At 35.2% G+C, this 20,933-nt stretch carries 27 protein-coding genes and 1 pseudogene; 18 read left to right on the top strand and 10 right to left on the bottom strand.

All coding sequences use genetic code 11. The features are described 5' to 3' along the window. Positions 1-9: 9 nt before the first annotated feature. Positions 10-126 carry a GTP pyrophosphokinase gene (locus BAQ46_RS08865; RefSeq protein ID WP_071727059.1) on the bottom strand — a complete coding sequence of 39 codons (117 nt, stop codon included), beginning with the start codon at positions 124-126 and terminating at the stop codon, positions 10-12. Positions 127-199: 73 nt separating this feature from the next. Here BAQ46_RS08865 and BAQ46_RS08860 point away from each other — a divergent pair, with 73 nt between their 5' ends. The 3 genes and pseudogenes from BAQ46_RS08860 to BAQ46_RS31655 all read left to right on the top strand — a co-directional run. Continuing rightward, positions 200-427 carry a hypothetical protein gene (locus BAQ46_RS08860; protein WP_000032699.1) on the top strand — a complete coding sequence of 76 codons (228 nt, stop codon included), beginning with the start codon at positions 200-202 and terminating at the stop codon, positions 425-427. Between the two features lie 138 nt (positions 428-565). After that, on the top strand, positions 566-973 hold the full coding sequence (locus BAQ46_RS08855) for a hypothetical protein (protein ID WP_000946274.1): 408 nt from the start codon (positions 566-568) through the stop codon (positions 971-973). A gap of 450 nt (positions 974-1,423) precedes the next feature. Continuing rightward, positions 1,424-1,638, top strand: a pseudogene (locus tag BAQ46_RS31655) (IS3 family transposase); the annotation flags it as partial. 63 nt (positions 1,639-1,701) lie between these two features. Here BAQ46_RS31655 and BAQ46_RS08840 read toward each other — a convergent pair. Further along, positions 1,702-2,496: a YqhG family protein gene (locus BAQ46_RS08840; RefSeq protein ID WP_071741835.1), complete on the bottom strand. Its 795-nt coding sequence runs from the start codon at positions 2,494-2,496 to the stop codon at positions 1,702-1,704. Then, the gene (locus tag BAQ46_RS08835; protein ID WP_001100025.1) at positions 2,483-4,165 is read right to left on the bottom strand and encodes a DEAD/DEAH box helicase; all 1,683 of its coding nucleotides are present in this window, start codon (positions 4,163-4,165) and stop codon (positions 2,483-2,485) included. Before BAQ46_RS08835 ends, BAQ46_RS08840 begins: the two co-directional genes overlap by 14 nt. Before the next feature lie 391 nt (positions 4,166-4,556). On the opposite strand from BAQ46_RS08835, the gene gcvT reads away from it, so the two are divergent. The 12 genes from gcvT (at position 4,557) to BAQ46_RS08770 (ending at position 13,872) form a co-directional block, all read left to right on the top strand. Beyond that, a complete protein-coding gene (gene gcvT / locus BAQ46_RS08830; protein ID WP_061132208.1) occupies positions 4,557-5,657 on the top strand; it encodes a glycine cleavage system aminomethyltransferase GcvT in 1,101 nt (366 codons plus the stop codon). A gap of 20 nt (positions 5,658-5,677) precedes the next feature. Next, positions 5,678-7,021 (top strand): aminomethyl-transferring glycine dehydrogenase subunit 1, encoded by a 1,344-nt coding sequence (gcvPA, locus tag BAQ46_RS08825; protein WP_000903231.1) that lies wholly within the window; start codon positions 5,678-5,680, stop codon positions 7,019-7,021. Beyond that, on the top strand, positions 7,018-8,493 hold the full coding sequence (gene gcvPB / locus BAQ46_RS08820; RefSeq protein WP_000795699.1) for an aminomethyl-transferring glycine dehydrogenase subunit 2: 1,476 nt from the start codon (positions 7,018-7,020) through the stop codon (positions 8,491-8,493). The genes gcvPA and gcvPB overlap by 4 nt, the downstream gene beginning before the upstream one ends. 361 nt (positions 8,494-8,854) lie before the next feature. Further along, on the top strand, positions 8,855-9,058 hold the full coding sequence (locus tag BAQ46_RS08815) for a DUF3929 family protein (protein WP_000262495.1): 204 nt from the start codon (positions 8,855-8,857) through the stop codon (positions 9,056-9,058). A 70-nt stretch (positions 9,059-9,128) separates the two neighbouring features. Further along, complete coding sequence (locus BAQ46_RS08810) at positions 9,129-9,320, top strand: hypothetical protein (RefSeq protein ID WP_000535935.1); 192 nt, start codon at positions 9,129-9,131, stop codon at positions 9,318-9,320. Between the two features lie 116 nt (positions 9,321-9,436). Continuing rightward, complete coding sequence (locus tag BAQ46_RS08805; RefSeq protein ID WP_001021352.1) at positions 9,437-9,811, top strand: GntR family transcriptional regulator; 375 nt, start codon at positions 9,437-9,439, stop codon at positions 9,809-9,811. Positions 9,812-9,814: 3 nt separating this feature from the next. Continuing rightward, a complete protein-coding gene (locus BAQ46_RS08800) occupies positions 9,815-10,687 on the top strand; it encodes an ABC transporter ATP-binding protein (RefSeq protein WP_000891296.1) in 873 nt (290 codons plus the stop codon). Then, the gene (locus BAQ46_RS08795) at positions 10,668-11,336 is read left to right on the top strand and encodes an ABC-2 transporter permease (RefSeq protein ID WP_001249552.1); all 669 of its coding nucleotides are present in this window, start codon (positions 10,668-10,670) and stop codon (positions 11,334-11,336) included. The genes BAQ46_RS08800 and BAQ46_RS08795 overlap by 20 nt, the downstream gene beginning before the upstream one ends. Positions 11,337-11,350: 14 nt before the next feature. Continuing rightward, complete coding sequence (locus BAQ46_RS08790) at positions 11,351-11,983, top strand: ABC-2 transporter permease (protein ID WP_001186581.1); 633 nt, start codon at positions 11,351-11,353, stop codon at positions 11,981-11,983. A 69-nt stretch (positions 11,984-12,052) separates the two neighbouring features. Further along, positions 12,053-12,676 (top strand): ABC-2 transporter permease, encoded by a 624-nt coding sequence (locus tag BAQ46_RS08785; RefSeq protein ID WP_000595360.1) that lies wholly within the window; start codon positions 12,053-12,055, stop codon positions 12,674-12,676. 13 nt (positions 12,677-12,689) lie between these two features. Continuing rightward, positions 12,690-13,283: an ABC-2 transporter permease gene (locus tag BAQ46_RS08780; RefSeq protein ID WP_000811438.1), complete on the top strand. Its 594-nt coding sequence runs from the start codon at positions 12,690-12,692 to the stop codon at positions 13,281-13,283. Between the two features lie 400 nt (positions 13,284-13,683). Next, positions 13,684-13,872, top strand: a complete 189-nt coding sequence (locus BAQ46_RS08770) for a hypothetical protein (RefSeq protein WP_001998230.1) — start codon at positions 13,684-13,686, stop codon at positions 13,870-13,872. 16 nt (positions 13,873-13,888) lie between these two features. On the opposite strand, the gene BAQ46_RS08765 is transcribed toward BAQ46_RS08770, so the two are convergent. From BAQ46_RS08765 to BAQ46_RS08740, 6 genes are all read right to left on the bottom strand, one after another. Then, positions 13,889-14,146, bottom strand: a complete 258-nt coding sequence (locus BAQ46_RS08765; RefSeq protein WP_000265386.1) for a DUF3975 family protein — start codon at positions 14,144-14,146, stop codon at positions 13,889-13,891. Between the two features lie 15 nt (positions 14,147-14,161). Continuing rightward, positions 14,162-14,476 carry a DMT family transporter gene (locus tag BAQ46_RS08760; RefSeq protein WP_000312623.1) on the bottom strand — a complete coding sequence of 105 codons (315 nt, stop codon included), beginning with the start codon at positions 14,474-14,476 and terminating at the stop codon, positions 14,162-14,164. 1 nt (position 14,477) lies between these two features. Beyond that, the gene (locus tag BAQ46_RS08755; protein WP_044793815.1) at positions 14,478-14,810 is read right to left on the bottom strand and encodes a DMT family transporter; all 333 of its coding nucleotides are present in this window, start codon (positions 14,808-14,810) and stop codon (positions 14,478-14,480) included. A 71-nt stretch (positions 14,811-14,881) separates the two neighbouring features. Then, positions 14,882-15,463: a TetR/AcrR family transcriptional regulator gene (locus BAQ46_RS08750; protein WP_061132209.1), complete on the bottom strand. Its 582-nt coding sequence runs from the start codon at positions 15,461-15,463 to the stop codon at positions 14,882-14,884. Between the two features lie 96 nt (positions 15,464-15,559). Then, complete coding sequence (locus tag BAQ46_RS08745) at positions 15,560-16,537, bottom strand: LacI family DNA-binding transcriptional regulator (protein ID WP_061132210.1); 978 nt, start codon at positions 16,535-16,537, stop codon at positions 15,560-15,562. A 252-nt stretch (positions 16,538-16,789) separates the two neighbouring features. Beyond that, positions 16,790-17,173: a rhodanese-like domain-containing protein gene (locus tag BAQ46_RS08740; RefSeq protein ID WP_000108655.1), complete on the bottom strand. Its 384-nt coding sequence runs from the start codon at positions 17,171-17,173 to the stop codon at positions 16,790-16,792. A 170-nt stretch (positions 17,174-17,343) separates the two neighbouring features. On the opposite strand from BAQ46_RS08740, the gene BAQ46_RS08735 reads away from it, so the two are divergent. Continuing rightward, on the top strand, positions 17,344-18,180 hold the full coding sequence (locus BAQ46_RS08735) for a lipoate--protein ligase family protein (protein WP_000514079.1): 837 nt from the start codon (positions 17,344-17,346) through the stop codon (positions 18,178-18,180). Between the two features lie 28 nt (positions 18,181-18,208). Here the strand turns inward: BAQ46_RS08735 and BAQ46_RS08730 are convergent, their stop codons facing one another. Continuing rightward, positions 18,209-19,051, bottom strand: coding sequence for a hypothetical protein (locus BAQ46_RS08730; protein ID WP_061132211.1), 843 nt, complete (start codon positions 19,049-19,051; stop codon positions 18,209-18,211). A gap of 271 nt (positions 19,052-19,322) precedes the next feature. On the opposite strand from BAQ46_RS08730, the gene splB reads away from it, so the two are divergent. Next, entirely contained in the window at positions 19,323-20,348 is a 1,026-nt protein-coding gene (gene splB, locus BAQ46_RS08725; protein WP_000802120.1) for a spore photoproduct lyase, read from the top strand. A gap of 144 nt (positions 20,349-20,492) precedes the next feature. Beyond that, positions 20,493-20,921, top strand: a complete 429-nt coding sequence (gene mntR / locus BAQ46_RS08720; RefSeq protein WP_001143073.1) for a transcriptional regulator MntR — start codon at positions 20,493-20,495, stop codon at positions 20,919-20,921. The last annotated feature ends 12 nt before the right edge of the window (positions 20,922-20,933 follow it).

The raw sequence follows: 20,933 nt of genomic DNA, 5'->3' as shown, positions 1-20,933 counted from the left end.
TAAGTTTTTTTAGTATACAATAAAGGAAACGCTTTCATTTTTAGTTTGTTCACAAAATAGACGGAAAATCACATATTTACTATCGATATGTTGCTTTATAATGAAACTAATTAAATATACATGCATACAATATTGTGAAATAAATAACATAAATAATTTATATAAATGTAAACGTTATCAAAAGAGAGAGGTGGAGGCAATGAGTAAATTTTTCTTCAATCATAATCCAGCGACAGTAGAGGATGGAAGGCTTGTTGAATATGCTGAAATTATTTATGGAGAAGGCGGCCGTTCTGTATTAGAAAATTTAATGGTGAAGGCATCTATCAGATTGCGTGATCGTTATCCGAATAAATCTGACGAGCAGATCTCGAACCTAGTAAATAAAGGCATCCATGATATGTTTCAAAAATATGTGAGTGAGTAAGAGTAGCCATTGGCTACTCTTATTTTTTTGTATAAGGATGGTGTCTATAGCTGAAAATAAGGGTGTATTTTGAAAGATATAAATTGTTAAAATTTGTTAAATAATAAGCGGAACTAAAAAATAGGAAGGGGTAATATAATGTTAAGAAGTTTTATTATAATTTTGGCATTTTTAGGTTTGAACTTTTCTTCCGTAGTATTTGTAGAGGCTAAAAGTAACATGACTTCACATGAGGATAATAGTACTTTTCGATATAAACATAATTATAAAAAATTATACAAGTTCCTAAATATCCCTAAAGAAGAATATAGTAAGTCTATACAGAATGGCAAGTCATTAGGTGAAATTGCCGTAGAACAAGGGATTCATGAAAAAGAATTGATTGTTTTTTTGAAAAAGGAAGTATTAAAGCAATTACACCAACAATGGAAAACTGGAAAACTTAATACACGTACATACAAAGGGATAAAAGGACATGTAGATGACTTTGTTAAGGATGATATACATTTTAAATATAAAGAATTAAAAAGAAACTCATCTGGTTAAATCGAAAAATCATTGATGTAGGAATGTTTCTACACCAATGATTTTTCATTTTTCTTTGAATTATACTAATCAGACTGCATTGTATATAATCGATAATATTCCTTTTCTAAGATCATGAGTTCATCACGGGTACCTGTTTCAATGATCTCTGCTTGTTTAAAAACTATAATTCGGTCTGCAATTTTTGTTGAAGCCATCCTATGAGAAATATATATTGTTATTTTATTTTTAGTTATTTCTTTAAATTTCTTAACTCGGAGAGCGTACCTTGTATTTATGAACAATCATGGATGCCTTTAATCATGAAATCATTAGTTATGTCATCAGCGAATCATAAACACTGATATTAGTGATAAAGACATTAAAATAAGCAATGAGAGGCCGAAAAGTAAAAGATGTCCTATTTATACAGCGAAAAAATTTCAAGCGTATACCAAAGAAAACGACATTATCACCAGCATGTCCCGGAGAGGAAATTGTCATGATAATGCCGTCATGTAAAGCTTCTTTGGTCATTTGAAAAGTGAAGTTTCTACTCGCAAGAGATAATAAAAGTATCCAATATAACTGTGCGAAAGAGTGTGCTAGAATAAATTTATTACTACAATTGTGTGCGAATTAAAGAAAAATTACACCACCTATCCTCTAAAGAATTTAGGGAATAGATGGTTTAGGTATTTTGATATATGTTCCGTTTTCGGGGGCCACTTCAAAAATGAAGGGGCTTTTTAAGTTAGAAAACGATTCGCGGTAACATAAAAGAGTCCACCGTTAATAATTTGTACTGTAATGCGGGGTTCATATTGTTCTTGCAGTGCTTGTTTTTCAATTTCATAGCTTTCAGGAAGTTCATCACTTTCTTCATAAAAACGATTTAAAAGGTCCAAATCGTGATTCCAGCGCACTCTTGCTTCTTTCGCCCACGTATGGTCATCTTCTGCAATAATATTTTTTAAAGCATCCTCTATACGTTGTAAACCGCTTTGCGGTTTAATAATAGGCGAGAGCGTAAAACAAAAGTCAGGTATTTTCGGTGTAAGTTTAATTTTAGTTAATGTTTCATGAAAGTTTGCAATCATTGTGCCAGAAATAAGATGAATGCCAATCGAGTGGAGGATATCTTTTTTTCGATCACATTGATAGGAAACTTTTATATTTACACCGAGCCACGGATGGAGCGGTGTATGTGTTGCTCCGCTATGCCGTACTTCCTCATATAAGCGTATGTAAGAGCCTAATTCTTTTGTCGTTTGAAAAATTTGATGAAGACGTGGTGAACCGTAGTGAATAAGTTCACCATCGTTTTCTTCATTTTCTGGATTTGTAATAAGAGTAAGGCGCATCGGATTCGGTACGCCTCCTGTCTTCTCAAGATAGTGCCAATAAAAAGGACGGTTCATTAATAATTTATCCATCTCAATTGTTAATTGCACATCCAATAGATGAGGAGAACGTTCTAAAATTTCACAGTTATTCGCCTCAAAAAAATTGTATAAGTAATTATGAATTTCATGTTGCTGCATAGCCTTGCACCTCAGCTTCATTTCGCTTCGCAAAGTCGATAATAGATGTTAAGTTTTCCATCTTAATTCGGATTTCTCCTTCGCTTTTTGATTGCGCAAATATTTCTTGAATGTGTGCGTCGATGTTTTTCATATTAATTCTCGTTAAAATTTCATCAAGTTCACCGATCACACGCTCAAATAAATTAATTTTTTCATATAACAGTTTCAAAATATGTTCTTCCACAGTGTGTTTTGTAGCTAAGTTATAAATATGAACATCATTCTTTTGACCAAGGCGGTGAATACGTCCGATTCTTTGTTCAAGGCGCATTGGGTTCCATGGTAAATCGTAATTGATCATATGGCTACAAAATTGTAAGTTAATTCCTTCACCACCAGCTTCCGTTGCGATTAGCACTTGCGCATGATTTTGGAAAAGTTCCTTCATCCAATCTTTCTTTCCCCGTTTAAATCCGCCGCGGAATGGGACAGAAGAAATACCGTGCTGTTGTAAAAACCATTGTAAGTACATTTGTGACGCTCGGTATTCTGTGAAAATGACGACTTTATCGTCAATTTCTTTTATAAGCTCTAGCGCTTTATTTGCTTTTGAGTTAAAAGGAATACGGTTAATTTTGTCCATTAGCACATCGATATGCGGATCTTTTACGTAATGTTCATTTTCCTTCTGTCGTTTTTCTACATGTTTTTTTAATGAATAGTAAACGGCCTCGCGACTACTACACGCTTCCCGTTTTAAAGTTAACGATGAGAAAGCTGATGTGAATGCATCTTGTCCTCGCCAATTTTCAATATTGTTATATAAATCTTGCTCTTCTTTATTAAACTCAACAAAAATTGTACGTACATGTCTCTTTGGCCAATCAATCCCAGTATTATGGCGCCGATTTCGGACCATCACTTTGTTAATAAGAGCTTTTAAATCTTCATCAGATTCGGCTGAACGATTTTTTGAAGCGTAATATTCTTCAAAATTGGATTGATTGCCTAAGTGTCCTGGTTTTAATAAAGAAACAAGGTTGAAGATTTCATCAATCTTATTTTGAACAGGAGTAGCGGTTAATAATAAACAAAATTTCTTTTTTAATCGCTGTGCAAATTCATAGTTTTTTGTTTTATTATTTTTAAGTTTATGTGCTTCATCGATAATAATAAGGTCATATTCTAAGTTCAAAACGATATCACGATGTGGGGAACGTTTTGCAGTATCAATTGATGATACAATCACATCGGCTTGTTCCCACGAGTAGCTTTTCTTTTGAGCTACAGCTGGAATGAAAAACTTTGTATTTAATTCGTATGCCCATTGTGATACGAGAGAGGCTGGAACGAGTATAAGTACTTTTTTCACAAGGCCGCGGACCATATATTCTTTTAAAATAAGTCCAGCTTCAATCGTTTTTCCAAGTCCTACTTCATCTGCTAGAATCGCTTTACCATTCATTTGTTCAATAACATTTTGAGCGACTTCTAATTGATGAGGAAGTGGTGTGAAATGGGATAAATGTTTCGGTGCTTGTAATCCATCAAAAGTAGGAACAAGTAATGATTTTTCTGTTTCATAAGCTAAATGATATAAATCCCAGTTTGTCCAAGGACCATCTTCATCAATTCTATTTAAAAAATTGTTTTGCCACGTTCGATCTATGGAAATATCGACATTCATTACGACTCTCCCACCTTTTATAAACTAAAGTAATTATGAAAAAATCTTTACTATATAAGCCTTGTAATAAGGCGCTATTACACTTACTGAAAGGTAAACAATAAGTAAAGATAAAGGACTAAATCTTAAAAACTGTATGTAATAAGATTAAGCGTAAAAAATTCTAAATTATTTTTTATGCTAGAATATTGATGAAATATAGCGAATAATGTTAGGATAATGGTGTGAAATGTGTGGAATCTTTCGTATTTTATCCAAGAAAGTGATTTTTTATTTACGCTTTCATAAAAAAATATAATGAGATTCCGTATATCCTATCTTTTTAGAATGAAAATGTTTAGAAATGAGTAACAACTTTTATTGATTTGTCAGAGCATAAGGGGGAGAGATCATGATTACATTACAACGTACACCGTTATTTGATGTATACGCGAAGTATGGTGGGAAAACAATCGACTTCGGTGGTTGGGAGTTACCAGTTCAATTTTCAAGCATTAAAGAAGAACATGAAGCTGTACGTACAGCGGCAGGTTTGTTCGATGTGTCTCACATGGGAGAAGTTGAGGTAAAAGGTGTAGATAGTTTAGCATTTTTACAACGTGTTGTTACAAATGACGTATCTACCTTAAAGGTAGGGGGCGCACAATATACAGCAATGTGCTACGAAAATGGTGGTACAGTAGATGATTTATTAATCTACAAACGTGGTGAAGAAGACTATTTATTAGTTATCAACGCATCAAATATCGAGAAAGATTACGAATGGTTAGCTAGCCATGTAATTGGCGATGCGACAGTAGTCAATGTTTCTAGTGAAGTTGCACAGCTTGCAATTCAAGGACCAAAAGCAGAAGGCATTTTACAAAAAGTTGTGTCAGAAGATTTGAAAGAAATTAAGTTCTTTAAATTTAAAAACGATATTCTTGTAGATGGAATTTCAGCACTTGTATCTCGTACAGGTTATACAGGTGAAGATGGATTTGAAATTTACTGTAAGAGTGAAGATGCTGCAAAACTTTGGGAGAAACTTCTTGAAGTTGGAGCAGAAGAAGGCTTAAAACCATGTGGCTTAGGTGCTCGTGATACACTTCGCTTCGAAGCAACATTACCACTTTACGGTCAAGAATTATCAAAAGATATTACACCGATTGAAGCTGGAATTGGCTTTGCGGTAAAACCAAATAAAGAAGCAGACTTCTTTGGAAAAGCAACGTTAAAAGAGCAAAAAGAAAACGGTGCACCTCGTAAGTTAGTCGGCATCGAAGTAATTGAACGTGGAATTCCTCGTACGCATTACCCTGTATTTATTGGAGAAGAAAAAATTGGGGAAGTAACGAGTGGTACACAATCTCCAACGTTAAAGAAAAGCATTGGTTTAGCACTAATTGATGTAAAATACGCAGCAGTTGATACAGAAGTAGAAATTGAAATTCGTAATAAACGCGTCAAAGCAGTAGTTGTTCCAACACCATTTTATAAACGTTCAAAGTAACGGGGAGAGGGGTAGATTTCATGTTGCATCGTTATCTTCCAATGACAGAAGAAGACAAAAAAGAAATGTTACAAACGATCGGCGTTCAAACGATCGATGAGTTATTCTCTGATATTCCAGAGAGTGTTCGTTTTAAAGGGGATTTAAAAATTAAAGAAGCAAAATCAGAGCCAGAGCTTTTAAAAGAGTTATCTCAAATGGCTAGTAAAAATGCGAACTTAAAAGAATACGCTTCTTTCCTAGGAGCAGGCGTATACGATCATTATGCTCCAGTAATTGTAGATCATGTTATCTCTCGCTCAGAATTTTATACAGCTTACACGCCATACCAACCGGAAATTTCACAAGGGGAATTACAAGCAATTTTTGAATTCCAAACAATGATTTGTGAGTTAACAGGAATGGATGTAGCAAACTCTTCTATGTACGACGGAGGTACAGCTTTAGCTGAAGCGGCAATGCTAGCAGCTGGCCATACTCGTAAAAAGAAAATTCTTGTATCTAGCGCAGTTCATCCAGAATCAAGAGCTGTACTTGAAACGTATGCAAAAGGTCAACATCTTGAAGTTGTTGAAATTAATCATAAAGATGGTGTAACAGATTTAGACGTATTACAAAGTGAAGTAGATGATACAGTTGCTTGTGTAATCGTTCAATATCCAAACTTCTTCGGACAAGTTGAAAAATTAGCTGATATTGAAAAAATCGTTCATCAACAAAAATCATTATTTATCGTTTCTTCAAATCCATTATCATTAGGCGCATTAACACCACCAGGAAAATTTGGTGCTGATATTGTCATCGGTGATGCACAACCATTTGGTATCCCAACGCAGTTTGGTGGACCACACTGTGGTTACTTTGCAACGACGAAAGCATTCATGCGTAAAATTCCAGGACGTCTTGTCGGGCAAACTGTAGATTCAGATGGTAAACGTGGATTTGTATTAACGTTACAAGCACGTGAACAGCATATTCGCCGTGATAAAGCGACGTCTAACATTTGTTCAAACCAAGCGTTAAATGCATTAGCAGCTTCTGTTGCAATGACGGCACTTGGTAAACAAGGTGTGAAAGAAATGGCGCGTCAAAACATTTCTAAAGCACAATATGCAAAACGTCAATTTGAAGCGAAAGGCTTCACAGTTACATTTGCTGGACCATTCTTCAATGAGTTCGTTGTAGATTGCAAGCGCCCAGTGAAAGAAGTAAACGATGCATTATTACAAAAGAATATTATCGGCGGTTACGACCTAGGCCGTGATTATAAAGAGCATGAGAACCATATGCTTGTAGCAGTAACTGAGCTTCGTACAAAAGAGGAAATTGACACACTTGTAAACGAAATGGGGGCTATCCAATGAAGAACCAAGACCAAGCACTTATCTTTGAAGTAAGTAAAGAAGGACGCATAGGATATAGCCTGCCAAAATTAGATGTAGAAGAAGTGAAACTAGAAGATGTATTTGAGAGCGATTATATTCGAGTAGAAGATGCAGAGCTACCAGAAGTATCTGAACTTGATATTATGCGCCACTATACAGCACTTTCAAACCGTAACCACGGTGTTGATTCTGGTTTCTATCCACTTGGATCTTGTACGATGAAATATAATCCGAAAATTAATGAGAGTGTAGCTCGTTTCGCAGGATTTGCAAATATTCATCCACTGCAAGATGAAAAGACAGTACAAGGTGCAATGGAATTAATGTACGATTTACAAGAGCATTTAATTGAAATTACAGGTATGGATACTGTTACATTACAACCAGCAGCTGGTGCACACGGAGAATGGACAGGCTTAATGTTAATTCGTGCATACCATGAAGCAAATGGTGACTTTAACCGTACGAAAGTAATTGTTCCTGACTCTGCTCACGGAACGAACCCAGCATCTGCAACTGTAGCTGGTTTTGAAACAATTACAGTAAAATCAAATGAACATGGTCTTGTTGACTTAGAAGATTTAAAACGTGTTGTAAATGAAGAAACAGCAGCACTTATGTTAACAAACCCTAATACATTAGGTTTATTCGAAGAAAATATTTTAGAAATGGCAGAAATCGTCCATAACGCAGGCGGTAAATTATACTATGATGGTGCAAACTTAAATGCAGTATTAAGCCAAGCGCGCCCAGGAGATATGGGATTTGACGTTGTGCATTTAAACCTTCATAAAACATTTACAGGTCCTCACGGCGGCGGTGGACCAGGTTCTGGTCCAGTAGGTGTGAAAGCTGATTTAATTCCGTACTTACCAAAACCAATTTTAGAGAAAACGGAAAATGGCTATCACTTTAACTATGATCGTCCAGAAGCAATTGGGCGCGTAAAACCATTCTATGGTAACTTCGGAATTAACGTTCGTGCATACACATACATTCGTTCTATGGGGCCAGATGGCTTGCGTGCAGTAACAGAGTATGCGGTATTAAATGCGAACTATATGATGAGAAGATTAGCACCATTTTATGATCTTCCATTCGATAGACATTGTAAGCATGAGTTTGTATTATCAGGTCGTCGTCAAAAGAAACTTGGTGTACGTACATTAGATATCGCAAAACGTCTGCTTGATTTCGGTTACCATCCACCAACAATTTACTTCCCATTAAATGTGGAAGAATGTATTATGATTGAGCCGACGGAAACAGAATCAAAAGAAACATTAGACGGTTTCATTGATAAGATGATTCAAATTGCTAAAGAAGTAGAAGAAAATCCAGAAGTTGTACAAGAAGCACCTCATACAACAGTCATTAAACGTTTAGACGAAACGATGGCTGCACGTAAACCAGTTTTACGTTATGAAAAGCCAGCTCCTGTACAAGTTTGATTAGAATAACAAAGGAAGAACTCGCTATATGCGAGTTCTTTTTTTGTATGGAGAATTTGTTCCGCAATTTGTGGCCTGGTAATCAGTAGAGATGAACAAAAACACCCACTGATTAAAGTTTCACTTTATGCAGAAGTGGTGAAGAAAATGTTAAAAATTTATATTTTTTGTTTCATAATGGTGTAAAGAAGCAGTTTTATAGGTGATTTTGTTGAAAAAGTCAGTTTGATAAAAGTATTTATTTTTGTTAGAATTTTATTGAAATTAAGAAGGTGTGATGAGGCAAAAATTACTCATTTTTATGTATATGTGAAAAAACGAGCAAGACGGGGGTGAAAGTGTGGGATATCGATGTTATAGGATGGTATACCATTTAGAAAATGGAGAAACAATTAAAGATGTAAAAGAATTTTGTTACCGAGATCAAGGAAAAGTACTAGAAAGAGTAGCGCATCGTGTAATGGATAATAGAGAAGTGACGGCAATTGATAAGCAAGGAACGATCATTTCAATAGCATGTGAGGACATTGTAAAGGTGGAACTTGATTACATAACAGAAAGTTAACCTTGAGTCATATCGAATTATTCGATAAAATATACTGTTGAATGGTGAAGTGAGAAGAGAGGAGTTTATCATGGGTAGTACAAGACACTTTTATATGTTTATCTTAGCGTTTGTTCTTGTTGTGGCATTAACGATTTATTTAATTGTTGATAGCACTTGGTACAACACAGTTCATCCGGCGTTCCTTCTGTTTATGTATGTAGGAATTGCGGTAGTGAGTTTCGGAATGAGAGATGAGATGTTAGATCGCTTTGAAAAGTGATACATATACGAAAGGCCAACAGGAAAATGTTGGTCTTTTTTTCTTGCCAAAAATAGGATGTTGTGTATATACTGTATATATAAGGTATATACAGTATATACACACTGGAGGAAAACATGAATATTATTATTTCGAATTCTTCCCAAGACCCTATTTATGTACAGATAAGAAAACAATTAAGCCAGCTTATTTTAAATGGTGGTTTAAAGGGTGGAGACCAATTACCGTCTATTCGTAGCTTAGCAAAGGAATTACAGATTAGTGTAATTACTACGAAGCGTGCGTACGAGGAGCTTGAGAAAGAAGGATATATAGAAACTGTTGCTGGGAAGGGGACTTATGTTTCACGTAAAAATAATGAACTATTAAAAGAACAAAGGCTTCGTCTATTGGAAAGTAAAGCGGAAGAGATTGTAAATGAAAGTAAAGCGTTACAGCTTTCACTTGAAGAATTACAGCAGATGATTGCGTGTTTATATGAGGGGGAATAAGAGATGTTAGAGTTAAAAAACGTATGTAAAAGCTATGAAGATTTTGCAGTAAAAAATATAAGTTTTACATTACCACGCGGATATATTATGGGATTTGTCGGACCGAATGGGGCCGGGAAAAGTACGACGATCAAAATGATTATGAATTTAATTCGAAAAGATAGCGGCGATATAAAAATTTTTGGCAAGGACAATAAGAAAGCCGAAAAGGAAATAAAGCAAAATATCGGCTTTGTATATGATGAAAATCATTATTACGAAGATTTAACGTGTGAGCAAATGAAGCGTATTATTGCACCGTTATATAAAAAGTGGGATGAAGAGCAGTATCAATCGTATATGCATAGATTGCAAGTTCCGAAGTATAAAAAAATTAAAGAATTATCAAAAGGAATGAAAATGAAATTTGCGATTGCCATTGCGCTCTCGCACCACGCAGAATTTATCATCATGGATGAACCAACAGCAGGATTAGATCCAGTTGTTCGAAGTGAATTACTTGATATGTTGCAAGAAATTGTAATGGAAGATGAAGTATCGGTATTATTCTCAACGCACATTACAACAGATTTAGAGCGCATTGCAGATTATATTACGTTTATCAACGATGGAGAAATTATATTTACTGGTGAAAAAGAAGACTTGATGGAGAACTACGTAATCGTAAAAGGAAGTAATGATTTATTAGATCGAGAAGGAAAAGAACTATTTGTTGGATTACGAAAAAATAAATTTGGTTTTGAAGGTTTAGCGAAGGATAAACAAGCAATTATTGACTGGTTTGGAAATGAGGTTGTACTAGAAAAGCCTACATTAGATGATATTATCGTTTACACTGCGAAAGGGAGGGGTGCCTATGCGTCAGCTCGTATATAAAGATTTGTTCTTTTTTCGAGGGATATGGCCAGTGTATCTTACTATACCCTTTATATTCTTTTTATTTGAAAACGGTGATAGAATGCTGTTTCCTATGAGTTGTGTATTTATAACTCTTTCCTCAGTTATTATATTAATCATAATAGATGAACGGAATACAAGTGACATTATGATTAATAGCTTACCGCTAAGTAGAAAGGATATCATAATTGCTAGATATATTTCCTGTGCAATATTCATTGTAGGGGGCATGATTTCTACTATGCTAGTTGTTTTTCTTATAAGGTGTATCGCTGTTATTGGTGATATCGGTGCATACTATCCTAAGCTTTATATTGAGATTTCATGGTATGAAGTAATAAATGGAATTGTTTATGCCGTATTTTGGATGGTCACCTTTTCCCCTATGTATTATGTTACAAAATCAAAGGCGGTAATAAGTATAATAGCAGCAGCTTCAATAATAGTTAGCGGGATACTTTGGATATTTATTAGTGATGGAATAAAGGAAGTAGCACCTTCATTCCTTGATTGGATTATGAATCCTCTGCATATTGGTGTATTTATAGTTGGATTCATTGCATTAGTCAGTATTTATATCGCTTCTATGTTTCTTACAATTAAAATTTATGGAGCGCGTGATTTATAGAGAGGGGAATTACCATGCAGCAATTGATTTTGAAGGAGTTTTTCTTACAAAGAAAAATGTTTCTTATCTATTTGATCTTACCAATATACGGAGCATTCCAAAACTCTATAGAACCATTTCAAATGGCGTATGTTTGTTTTGCTATATGTCTTTTGATGATTTCAATCTCTTTATCAAATGAAGAGAAAAATAGTACGGAAAAAATATTAGTAAGTCTACCTTTTACTAGAAAAGATATTGTCATTGCGAAATACATATCTACACTATTTTTTATGGCATTCAGCTTAATCATTACATTCGTTTTCTTTGTACTACCTGTATGTGTATTAAAAGAGAATATAAATATTCCTTGGTATGCAGCATTTATAGCTATTTTCTTTTCTATTCTGTATGCTGTTATGATCCTTCCCATAAAATATAGTGAGGATAAGCGAACGGTTACTATGCTGGGATTAGTTATGCTTTTTCCTATAATAGGTTTACTAGGATTTATGTGCAATATATTTACGGATGAAAGGCTTATGGTAATGATTTTTCGAACTTCAAATGTGCTATTAGTTGTAAGTGTTTTAAGTATAGGCGCGTGTGTAAGTTATTTAGCTTCAATGTTTGTAGCTATTGTGAGTTTTAAAAAGAGAGAGCTTTAATACTTATGACTGGCCTTATATAAAAATGAATAATTGATGTTAAGGAATGAGTTTAGTGAGGTGTAATATATGATTAAGCAACTAGTTTTCAAAGATATGATGTTGCAAAGAAAGTTGGGATTTATTAGTTTTATATGTTTGCTTTTCCTGATAATTGTTGATTTTGGTAGCGACAATTTTCTTTTGAAGCTTAGCATATCTATACCTATCCTTGGAACGATATGGTCGACCAGTTATGAGGCTAGAAGTAAGAGTGAAAAAATATTAAATAGTTTACCGTTTGATCGTAAAGACATTATCGTAGCAAAATACGTATTTGTAAGCATTTTAGTTCTTTTAGGTGTGATTTTCTCACTTTTAGTTGGTCTAATTCAGTTGCAAAATGAACATATAACTGGATTTATGCTGTGGGGAGAGATTCTTGGCGGAATAACGGGAGGATTGGTTTATAGCATGATCGTACTACCAATTGAATTTTCGGTAGAATATAGCAGTTCGAAACAGGTTGCTTATTTTATGGGAATTATAGTTGGTGGATTAAGTGGAGTGATTGTAAGTAGTGAATGGTTAGATGTAGAAAATGCTTGGAGCACGAGTCTAGTCGTAAATATTTGTTTTATAGCAGGGCTTCTTATTTTGTATGTTATATCCATGTTACTCTCAATTAACTTATACAATGAGCGTGATTTATAAGGAGGGAGCGATTGTGAAGCAACTTATAATAAAAGACTTTATCGTGCAATGGAAGTATTTAATATGGCACTTAATATATCCTCTTTTCATGTATATGACATTAATAGACATGAAAAGTTTTTACATAATTATGTCAGCTATAATTCCAGTTATAGCAATTTTAAGAACATTTAATGACGATAAAAAATATAATAGTGAAGTAATAGTAAATAGTTTACCACTAGCAAGAACGCAAATTGTGTTAGCTAAATACATAATGGCACTTATTATTTTTATTATAAGTATGATAGTGTCTAGTCCTGTAGTAATTAATCGGTTTGAAGATGGAACTGTTGAATTTATAACGACAACAGTAATTACGATTTCTGGTTTTGTTTTTATATATTTAAGTTTTGTCTTACCGATGTTGTTTTGGGTTAGCTACAAAAAAGCTACTTTTATTACGTTTTTCATACTAATAGCACCGACAGCAATTGGTACCATGTTCTTTGAAATCAGCATGGAACAAATTCAACTATATAACAGCGTGTTATTCATTAGTTCAATATGCATGTTTATAATATCTATCTTCGTTTCAGTGAAATTGTATGAGAAGAGAGAATTTTAAAAGGTGCCTTATGTAAGGCACCTTCTTCAATAGCGACAATAGGAAAGTAAAAGTTTATCCCGCTTTAACGGGCAGTAAGACCCCCACCTCAAAATTCAGTGGAAGCAAAGAAGTTAGGTGGGGGATCAACTGTCCGTAAAAGTCCGATTGGTTCAACTAATAATCAGTGGGGGATGAACAAAACCCCCACTGATTAAAGTTTCACTTTATAAACAGAGAGGCTATTCGGTACAACATCTTTTGGAGTATGTAATATAAAGCTGAAAACGATAACGAGAATAAGAAAGAGGAAAAATAAAAATAGGATTTGCTTATGTATAGAATTTTGCATATTATCCACTCCTTTTTTAGGTAGTATGTCCAAAAGAAAGGAGTGTATGAAAAATTTTAGGAGGGGAGAATGATGAACAAAAGAAAATGGTTATATAGAATAGGGGTATTTTTCGTTTCAATCGGTCTCATATTAGAAAATGTTTATTCAGATATACCACCGTTATTTCCTAGTTTGCATAAAGTGATTGGTATAAGTATTGTCATAGTTGGTCTTCTTTGTCTTATCACATCAAACTTCTACAGAAAGTCTGAATGAATATAAAAAAGGACAGTTACTCTTTTTCAGAAGAACTGTCCTTTTTAAATAACTTATTCCATAGCCTGGCGATACTCCATATAATGACGATTGCAATGGAGGCAATAATGGACCAGACGATTGATATTATTTCAAGTGTCATGTTAGGAAGGAATGTGAGAATGGATACTACTTTATGAAACAACCATTCTATTATGTGAAAACTTATTTGTAATAGAATGACGATACTAAGTGTGATCCATGCTAACAGTTGCTTCCCTTTTTCTTTCCACATGACATTCACCTCACGTTAGCTTAATAGTTTTAAGCCAACAGCGCCGCATAGAATGCAGCTTAAGAAAGCAAGACGACGCCAATCCGCTGATTCGCGGAAAATAAGGATGCCTAGAAGTGCACTTCCGGCAGTTCCGATTCCAGTCCAAATCGCGTAAGCAGTTCCCATCGGTAATGTGTTCATCGCAAGGGATAAGAAGAAGAAGCTTACGCCGAAGTTAGCGATTAAAATAACTTTTGGTGCCCAGCCTTTCTTTTCAGTGGCTACTTTCATAAAGAGTACACCAATAATTTCACAAATACCAGCTAGAATTAAAAATACCCAAGCCATTTTATGCGGCCTCCTTCTCTTCTTTTTCTTCTGTTACTCGCTTTAAACCAATTACGCCAAAGAAGATTAAACCAATTAATAATACTTTTACGATAGAGAATGGCTCTCCGAAAACGAAAATTTCTGTAAGAACGATTCCACCAGCTCCAATTCCAGTGAAGACTGCGTATACAGTACCAACAGGTAAATCTTTATAAGCCCTAAATAATAAGACGAAACTAATTGTAATTAATAACGCAACACCAGCCCATTCAAGTGGAGCCTCCGCGTGTTTTAATCCAATTACCCAAAAGATTTCAATAATACCAGCTAAGATTACATAAATCCATGCCATATGTCATTTCTCCTTCCTACCAGTCGTTAGGTAAAGGGCTTAAAAACGACGCATTGCAAAGGAGCAATCCGTCAGTTTGAAAGTCCACGCCAAAATACTTTCCAAGAAGCGTCTAAACGTGTCTCAAAACGATTTAAACCTGCGTATAGTAGTTCAACCATAAGACCGTCAAGTAAGCATAGAAAAGCCTCTAAGGCGTCTTTTACTTCAATGTTATGCAACTCATCTCGTTCGCTTGCTTTTTTAAATACAGGGAATAAAAGTTTTCCGACGTTTTCAATGTGTACATTTGCTTTATTAATAATTTGTTCGCGAAATGCATCAGGCGGAAAATAAGAAGTTCGTAACCAAAACATTGATTCTTCACTTTCACCAAATCGTTTTGCATAGCCCTTTAGTAGCTGTAAGAGCAATTCTTCAGTAGACGAATTGGAAAACTTTTCGATATCGCCTGTGAAGCTCTGTAAATCTTTTTGAAGAGCGGATTCTAAGCATATAAAATATAGCTCTTCTTTTCCTTTAAAGTGTGCGTAAATTGATGGTTTTTTAATCCCGACTTCTTGAGCAATATTTGCTAATGAAGTTCCTTCGTAGCCGTAGCGTGCGAAATGAGAAAGTGCTACAGCTTTAATGCGGTTTGCTGTCATTTTCATCCCCTACCTACCGTTCGTTAGGTTTATTATATGCGAGTAAAAATATAAAGTCAATAGGTGAAGAGCTGAAAAAGAGCGCTATAGGTAACGCTCTTATTAGACAGTATCTCGTTCGATTAAATGGAATGAAAGCTCTTTTGCGTTCCCGATAATTTGCTCGCTTTGGATTTGTTTATGGAATAAAGAAAACGCATGTGAGCCCATTTCGAGACCGGGATGTTCAATTGTTGAAATTTCTAACGCCTTTGAAATTTCATGATTATCAAATCCGAGGATAGCAAGATCTTCGGGTACTCGAAGACCTTGCTTTCGAGCCTCTGTTAATAAACCAGCTGCAACTTGATCGTTCGCTGTAAAAATAGCGGTTGGACGATTTTTCATGTTTACAATACGATGGAGTATTTGTGCACCGTCTTGCATTGTATAGCATTGGTGAAAAATCCATTCGGGATGTAACGTTTTGCCTTCGTTACGAAGTGTATCAGCAAACGCTTTTTCACGTTCCATAGAATTTACACTTGTTTTTCTTGCTAAACAAATCCCGATTTTTTCATGACCTTTATTGAGTAAATAGGCGGTGCCGAGACGGAAGCCTTCATAATGATCTACGTAGACAGATGAAATGAGGGGGTGGTGCATTTTTTCGCATGAAATAATAGGAGCGAATTTTGCGAAAGTTTCAATTTGTTCCCATGAACTCGTTCGAGAGCAAATAATCATCCCGTCGAATTGTTTCATTTTCATCATTTCCAGAACACGAATTTCTTCGATACTATCGTAATTCGTTTGACATAAATTAATGTGATATCCAGCTGCTAACGCTTCGTTACCGATTCCTTCAATAATGGTACTGAAGTATGGAAGGTTAATGAAAGGGAGCATAACACCGATCGTATATGTTTTTCCTTTTATTAAATGAATAGCATTTATATTTTTGGCATAGTTCAATTCTTCAACAGCATCTAGAACACGCTTACGTTTTTCTTCTTTTACGTAAGGGTGATTATTCAGGACGCGAGAAACAGTTGATATGGATACACCAGCGGTTTTTGCAATTTGTTTTATATTGGCCATATGTATCACCTCTTCCTCTTATTATAAAGGGAAAATAATAAGAATGAAAAAAATCTTGACCTGAAAAGCTTTTCACAAACTATGTTATAAATATGACTTCTGTTATTCGCGTAACCTTTTTATTTGGGCGTGAGAATGATAGGGGTCTTTCTTGCGTCTATAAAAGAATTTTTGTCAAAATGTGTGAGAATAACGTGGAAAGTTTTCAAATGAAAAAACTAGCTGAATTATTCAGCTAGTTTTTGTATGTTATTATTTCTTTTTAATTTTTCCAGTCCACGTTTTAAATCCACCTTGTAATTGGTAGAAATCTTTGTAGCCTTGTTTCTTTAAGTATTGAGCCGCACGACCGGTACGGAATCCACTTTGACAGTATAAGTAAACTGGTTGATCTTTACGAAGTTCTTTATGACGAAGGCGAATTTGTGATAACGGAATGTTACGTGCGCCTAAAATATGCCCTGCAGTATATTCGTCTGCTTCGCGAATATCGATAAGCTGTGCTTTACGGTAGCCAGCGCGAAACTCTTCTTCTGAAAGTGTTGTAATTAATTTCTTCTGATAGAAATACATCCATACAGTGTAACCGATGAACGCTACGATTACGGCTAATAAAATAATCCAAGTTGTTGACACGATTCTATCGCTCCCTTTTTTCTTATCCTACTTTCAATATTATAATGCCCGTATGTATTTATGCAACAGATTCATTTGTATATAAGAAGAAATTTCGTATTCTTTCACAAATTTTGTCGAATTTGGTAGACTAGAGAATGTGAAAAATAATTGGTTATATGAGGTGCAGGATGGGAAAAGAAAAATGGTGTTATATTAACTCTGGTCAATGTTCACCGGCATTTAATATGGCGTTAGATGAATGTCTATTAAATTGGCAAAGTGAAAAGAAAATGCCACCAACTATTCGCTTTTATGAATGGGAAGTACCAACATTAACAGTCGGATATTTCCAGCGTGTTGAAAAAGATATTAATATGGATGTAGTTAACGAAAAGAAATATGGATTCGTTCGTCGTCAAACAGGCGGCAGGGGTGTACTACATGATAAAGAATTAACGTACAGTGTTATTGTGTCTGAAGATCATCCAAATATGCCAAAAACAGTTACAGAAGCGTATCGTGTTATTTCGCAAGGTTTATTAGATGGTTTTAAAGCATTAGGGTTAGAAGCGTATTATGCAGTTCCAAAAACAGAAGCAGATCGTGAAAATTTAAAAAATCCACGTTCAGGCGTATGTTTTGATGCGCCGTCTTGGTATGAAATTGTAGTAGAAGGAAGAAAAATCGCAGGTAGTGCGCAAACACGTCAAAAAGGCGTTATTTTACAGCACGGGTCGATTCCATTAGAAATAGATTTAGATGAGTTATATGATCTGTTTTTATTCCCGAATGAACGTGTGAAAGAACGTATGAAGAGTATGTTCTCATCTAAAGCGGTAGCAATTAATGAATTAACAGACCGTACGTTTACAATCGAGCAGTTAATTAAAGCGTTTGAGGTTGGGTTTGAAAAAGGATTAGATGTAGAGCTTGTTCCGTATGAATTAACAGAAGAACAATTACATGAAGTGCAAACGTTAGCAAAAGAAAAGTATGAAAGTAAAGAATGGAATTATAAAAAATAAGAGGTGGCAATTGCCGCCTCTTATTTTTTTATAGTAAATTAAGTACTTTTTCTACTTTGATTCCTTTATCTTGTAAAGAACGAAGGCGATTGACAACGTCCATAATTTCTTTGTCAAATGTAACGCTAATACCTTGGCTTTGTAGTTCTTCTTTTAAGCCTTCAATAGAATCATCTATGTCGATGCCAAGCTCGTAATCTTGACAAACTTCAATTGTCTTTTTCACGAGTTTCACATAATTTTCTTGTAGTTTTGAATTTGTTTCAGTCAAAGCAGGTTGCTTCGGTTTTGCAGGCGCGACCGGTGCTGTCTCTTGCTTTGTAACCGGAGTTGGTACTTCTCGTTTCACAGGTGCTGGAGTAGATAATTCCACAGCTGCTTCTACACTTACTGGCTTCGGTGCCGGAGTAGGCTTCGGTGTTGGTGCTGTAGCAGGTGTTTCTACACGTGTAACAGGCTTTGGAGCAGGTGTAACTGCTTTTGGAGCTTCTACAACTACTTCTTTTTTCGGAGTAGTTTCTACAACTGTTTCTTCTTGTTCAGCAGCCTCTTTATTTTCTTTACTCCACATAACGCGTTCTATTTCTAGAGAAACATTATTTTTGTTCATCGCTGTTAATGTAACTTTACCAACTTCAGCGTTTCCAGTGAAATCAACAATTTTATAAATAACACTCTTGTTCCAATCCACGTTTCCGCTCAAAAATAATTCTTCGTTACATTTCGGCGTTAAGCCCTCGATTTTAATTTCTGCGTTTACACCGTTTTCACTATATACCATAATTAGCGAAGCATTTACATCTTCGTCTGCTAACATTAGTTCACGTACCATTTTGCCGGTGCGTACTTGCGTTTTCTTCTTAACTGACATCTAATTTCTCCTCTCAAAAATTCAGTAATAATAAAAAAATCGTATAACGAAAAATAATTGCTCACGAAGATTTATGATACCGATAATAAAAGCATCACGTCAACAATTAACTTTAATTATTTTGCATTTTTCTTATTTTCTTTATGAAATTTTTCAATTTGTAAAATTAGACAGAAGAAAAACAGCCTTTTGAAAGGCTGTTAAAACGTGGAAAACTTTAATGCGTTTTAATTTTTCCACGTTCCCCATACTAACGAGAGGAGGGAAGTATATGAAACCGTTTATGCCAAAACTCGTTTACTTTGAACCGAAGGCACTTGAATATCCACTTGGAAAAGAGCTGTATGAGAAGTTTACGAAGATGGGACTAGAGATTCGTGAAACGACATCCCATAATCAAATTAGAAATTTGCCGGGTGAAAATGATTTGCAAAAGTATCGCAATGCAAAGGCGACACTTGTCGTTGGAGTGAGGAAGACATTAAAATTTGATACGTCAAAACCGTCAGCTGAATATGCAATTCCGCTTGCAACAGGGTGTATGGGACATTGTCATTATTGCTATTTGCAAACGACACTTGGGAGTAAGCCTTACGTTCGCGTGTATGTGAATCTTGATGAAATATTTGAGAAGGCACAGCAATATATGGATGAAAGAGCACCTGAAATAACAAGGTTTGAAGCTGCTTGTACATCAGATATCGTTGGGATTGATCATTTAACACATGCATTAAAGCGGGCGATCGAATTTATTGGAGAAAGTGAGCATGGGCGTTTACGTTTCGTTACGAAATATTCGCACGTTGATCATTTGTTAGATGCAAAACATAATGGGAAAACTCGTTTTAGGTTTAGTATTAATTCACGGTATGTAATTAAAAATTTTGAGCCGGGGACGTCACCCTTTGAAGAGCGTATTGAAGCAGCACGTAAAGTAGCAGGTGCTGGTTATCCACTTGGCTTTATAGTTGCGCCACTTTATATGCATGAAGGATGGGAAGAAGGATACCGTGAATTATTTGAACGACTGTACAATGCACTAAAAGATTTGTCCATACCGAATTTAACATTTGAATTAATTCAACATCGCTTTACAAAACCAGCAAAAAAGGTCATTCAAGAGCGTTATCCGAGTACGAAGCTTGAAATGGATGAAGAGAAGCGTAAATATAAATGGGGACGGTACGGCATTGGGAAATACGTATATAAAAAAGATGATGCGGAAGTATTGGAAGAAACGATAAGAGGTTATATATATAAGTTTTTCCCTGATGCAGAAATACAATACTTTACTTAAGAGAAGTCTGTATGCAAATACAGATTCTTTTTTGTTTTATATATTTAGGCTTGTTTTCAACTTGTCACGTTATTCTTTCTGGTGTATCATTTTATTGATTGCTTCGTACGGAATGAGCAAAATGAAATTGGATGGAGGAAACCGATGCCTACCCCTAGTATGGAAGATTATATTGAACAAATTTATTTGTTGATTGATGAAAAGGGTTATGCCCGCGTATCTGATATTGCTGAAGCGCTTAGTGTACATCCATCCTCTGTAACAAAAATGGTGCAAAAATTAGACAAAGATGAATATCTAATTTATGAAAAATATAGAGGGCTTGTATTAACATCAAAAGGTAAAAAAATTGGAGAACGTCTCGTATACCGTCATGACTTGCTAGAGCAATTTATGCGTATTATCGGTGTGGATGAAAGTAAGATTTACAATGATGTAGAAGGAATTGAACATCATTTAAGCTGGGAAGCAATTGATCGCATTGGTGATTTAGTGCAATACTTTGAACAAGATGAGGTTCGAGTGGAAACACTTCGTGGTGTTCAAAAAGCAAATGAAGAGAAAAGTAATTAAAGGGAACGTATG

It is taken from the genome of Bacillus paranthracis (assembly GCF_001883995.1).
Lineage (GTDB): Bacteria > Bacillota > Bacilli > Bacillales > Bacillaceae_G > Bacillus_A > Bacillus_A paranthracis.
This window is presented reverse-complemented; position numbering and strand designations above follow the sequence as displayed.

Bases quoted from the DNA above. Each gene is read 5' to 3' on its own strand.
- BAQ46_RS08865 (WP_071727059.1), bottom strand. From the start codon at position 126: ATGCATGTATATTTAATTAGTTTCATTATAAAGCAACATATCGATAGT.
- BAQ46_RS08860 (WP_000032699.1), top strand. From the start codon at position 200: ATGAGTAAATTTTTCTTCAATCATAATCCAGCGACAGTAGAGGATGGA.
- BAQ46_RS08855 (WP_000946274.1), top strand. From the start codon at position 566: ATGTTAAGAAGTTTTATTATAATTTTGGCATTTTTAGGTTTGAACTTT.
- BAQ46_RS08840 (WP_071741835.1), bottom strand. From the start codon at position 2,496: ATGCAGCAACATGAAATTCATAATTACTTATACAATTTTTTTGAGGCG.
- BAQ46_RS08835 (WP_001100025.1), bottom strand. From the start codon at position 4,165: ATGAATGTCGATATTTCCATAGATCGAACGTGGCAAAACAATTTTTTA.
- gcvT (WP_061132208.1), top strand. From the start codon at position 4,557: ATGATTACATTACAACGTACACCGTTATTTGATGTATACGCGAAGTAT.
- gcvPA (WP_000903231.1), top strand. From the start codon at position 5,678: ATGTTGCATCGTTATCTTCCAATGACAGAAGAAGACAAAAAAGAAATG.
- gcvPB (WP_000795699.1), top strand. From the start codon at position 7,018: ATGAAGAACCAAGACCAAGCACTTATCTTTGAAGTAAGTAAAGAAGGA.
- BAQ46_RS08815 (WP_000262495.1), top strand. From the start codon at position 8,855: ATGGTATACCATTTAGAAAATGGAGAAACAATTAAAGATGTAAAAGAA.
- BAQ46_RS08810 (WP_000535935.1), top strand. From the start codon at position 9,129: ATGGGTAGTACAAGACACTTTTATATGTTTATCTTAGCGTTTGTTCTT.
- BAQ46_RS08805 (WP_001021352.1), top strand. From the start codon at position 9,437: ATGAATATTATTATTTCGAATTCTTCCCAAGACCCTATTTATGTACAG.
- BAQ46_RS08800 (WP_000891296.1), top strand. From the start codon at position 9,815: ATGTTAGAGTTAAAAAACGTATGTAAAAGCTATGAAGATTTTGCAGTA.
- BAQ46_RS08795 (WP_001249552.1), top strand. From the start codon at position 10,668: ATGCGTCAGCTCGTATATAAAGATTTGTTCTTTTTTCGAGGGATATGG.
- BAQ46_RS08790 (WP_001186581.1), top strand. From the start codon at position 11,351: ATGCAGCAATTGATTTTGAAGGAGTTTTTCTTACAAAGAAAAATGTTT.
- BAQ46_RS08785 (WP_000595360.1), top strand. From the start codon at position 12,053: ATGATTAAGCAACTAGTTTTCAAAGATATGATGTTGCAAAGAAAGTTG.
- BAQ46_RS08770 (WP_001998230.1), top strand. From the start codon at position 13,684: ATGATGAACAAAAGAAAATGGTTATATAGAATAGGGGTATTTTTCGTT.
- BAQ46_RS08765 (WP_000265386.1), bottom strand. From the start codon at position 14,146: ATGTGGAAAGAAAAAGGGAAGCAACTGTTAGCATGGATCACACTTAGT.
- BAQ46_RS08760 (WP_000312623.1), bottom strand. From the start codon at position 14,476: ATGGCTTGGGTATTTTTAATTCTAGCTGGTATTTGTGAAATTATTGGT.
- BAQ46_RS08755 (WP_044793815.1), bottom strand. From the start codon at position 14,810: ATGGCATGGATTTATGTAATCTTAGCTGGTATTATTGAAATCTTTTGG.
- BAQ46_RS08750 (WP_061132209.1), bottom strand. From the start codon at position 15,463: ATGAAAATGACAGCAAACCGCATTAAAGCTGTAGCACTTTCTCATTTC.
- BAQ46_RS08745 (WP_061132210.1), bottom strand. From the start codon at position 16,537: ATGGCCAATATAAAACAAATTGCAAAAACCGCTGGTGTATCCATATCA.
- BAQ46_RS08735 (WP_000514079.1), top strand. From the start codon at position 17,344: ATGGGAAAAGAAAAATGGTGTTATATTAACTCTGGTCAATGTTCACCG.
- BAQ46_RS08730 (WP_061132211.1), bottom strand. From the start codon at position 19,051: ATGTCAGTTAAGAAGAAAACGCAAGTACGCACCGGCAAAATGGTACGT.
- splB (WP_000802120.1), top strand. From the start codon at position 19,323: ATGAAACCGTTTATGCCAAAACTCGTTTACTTTGAACCGAAGGCACTT.
- mntR (WP_001143073.1), top strand. From the start codon at position 20,493: ATGCCTACCCCTAGTATGGAAGATTATATTGAACAAATTTATTTGTTG.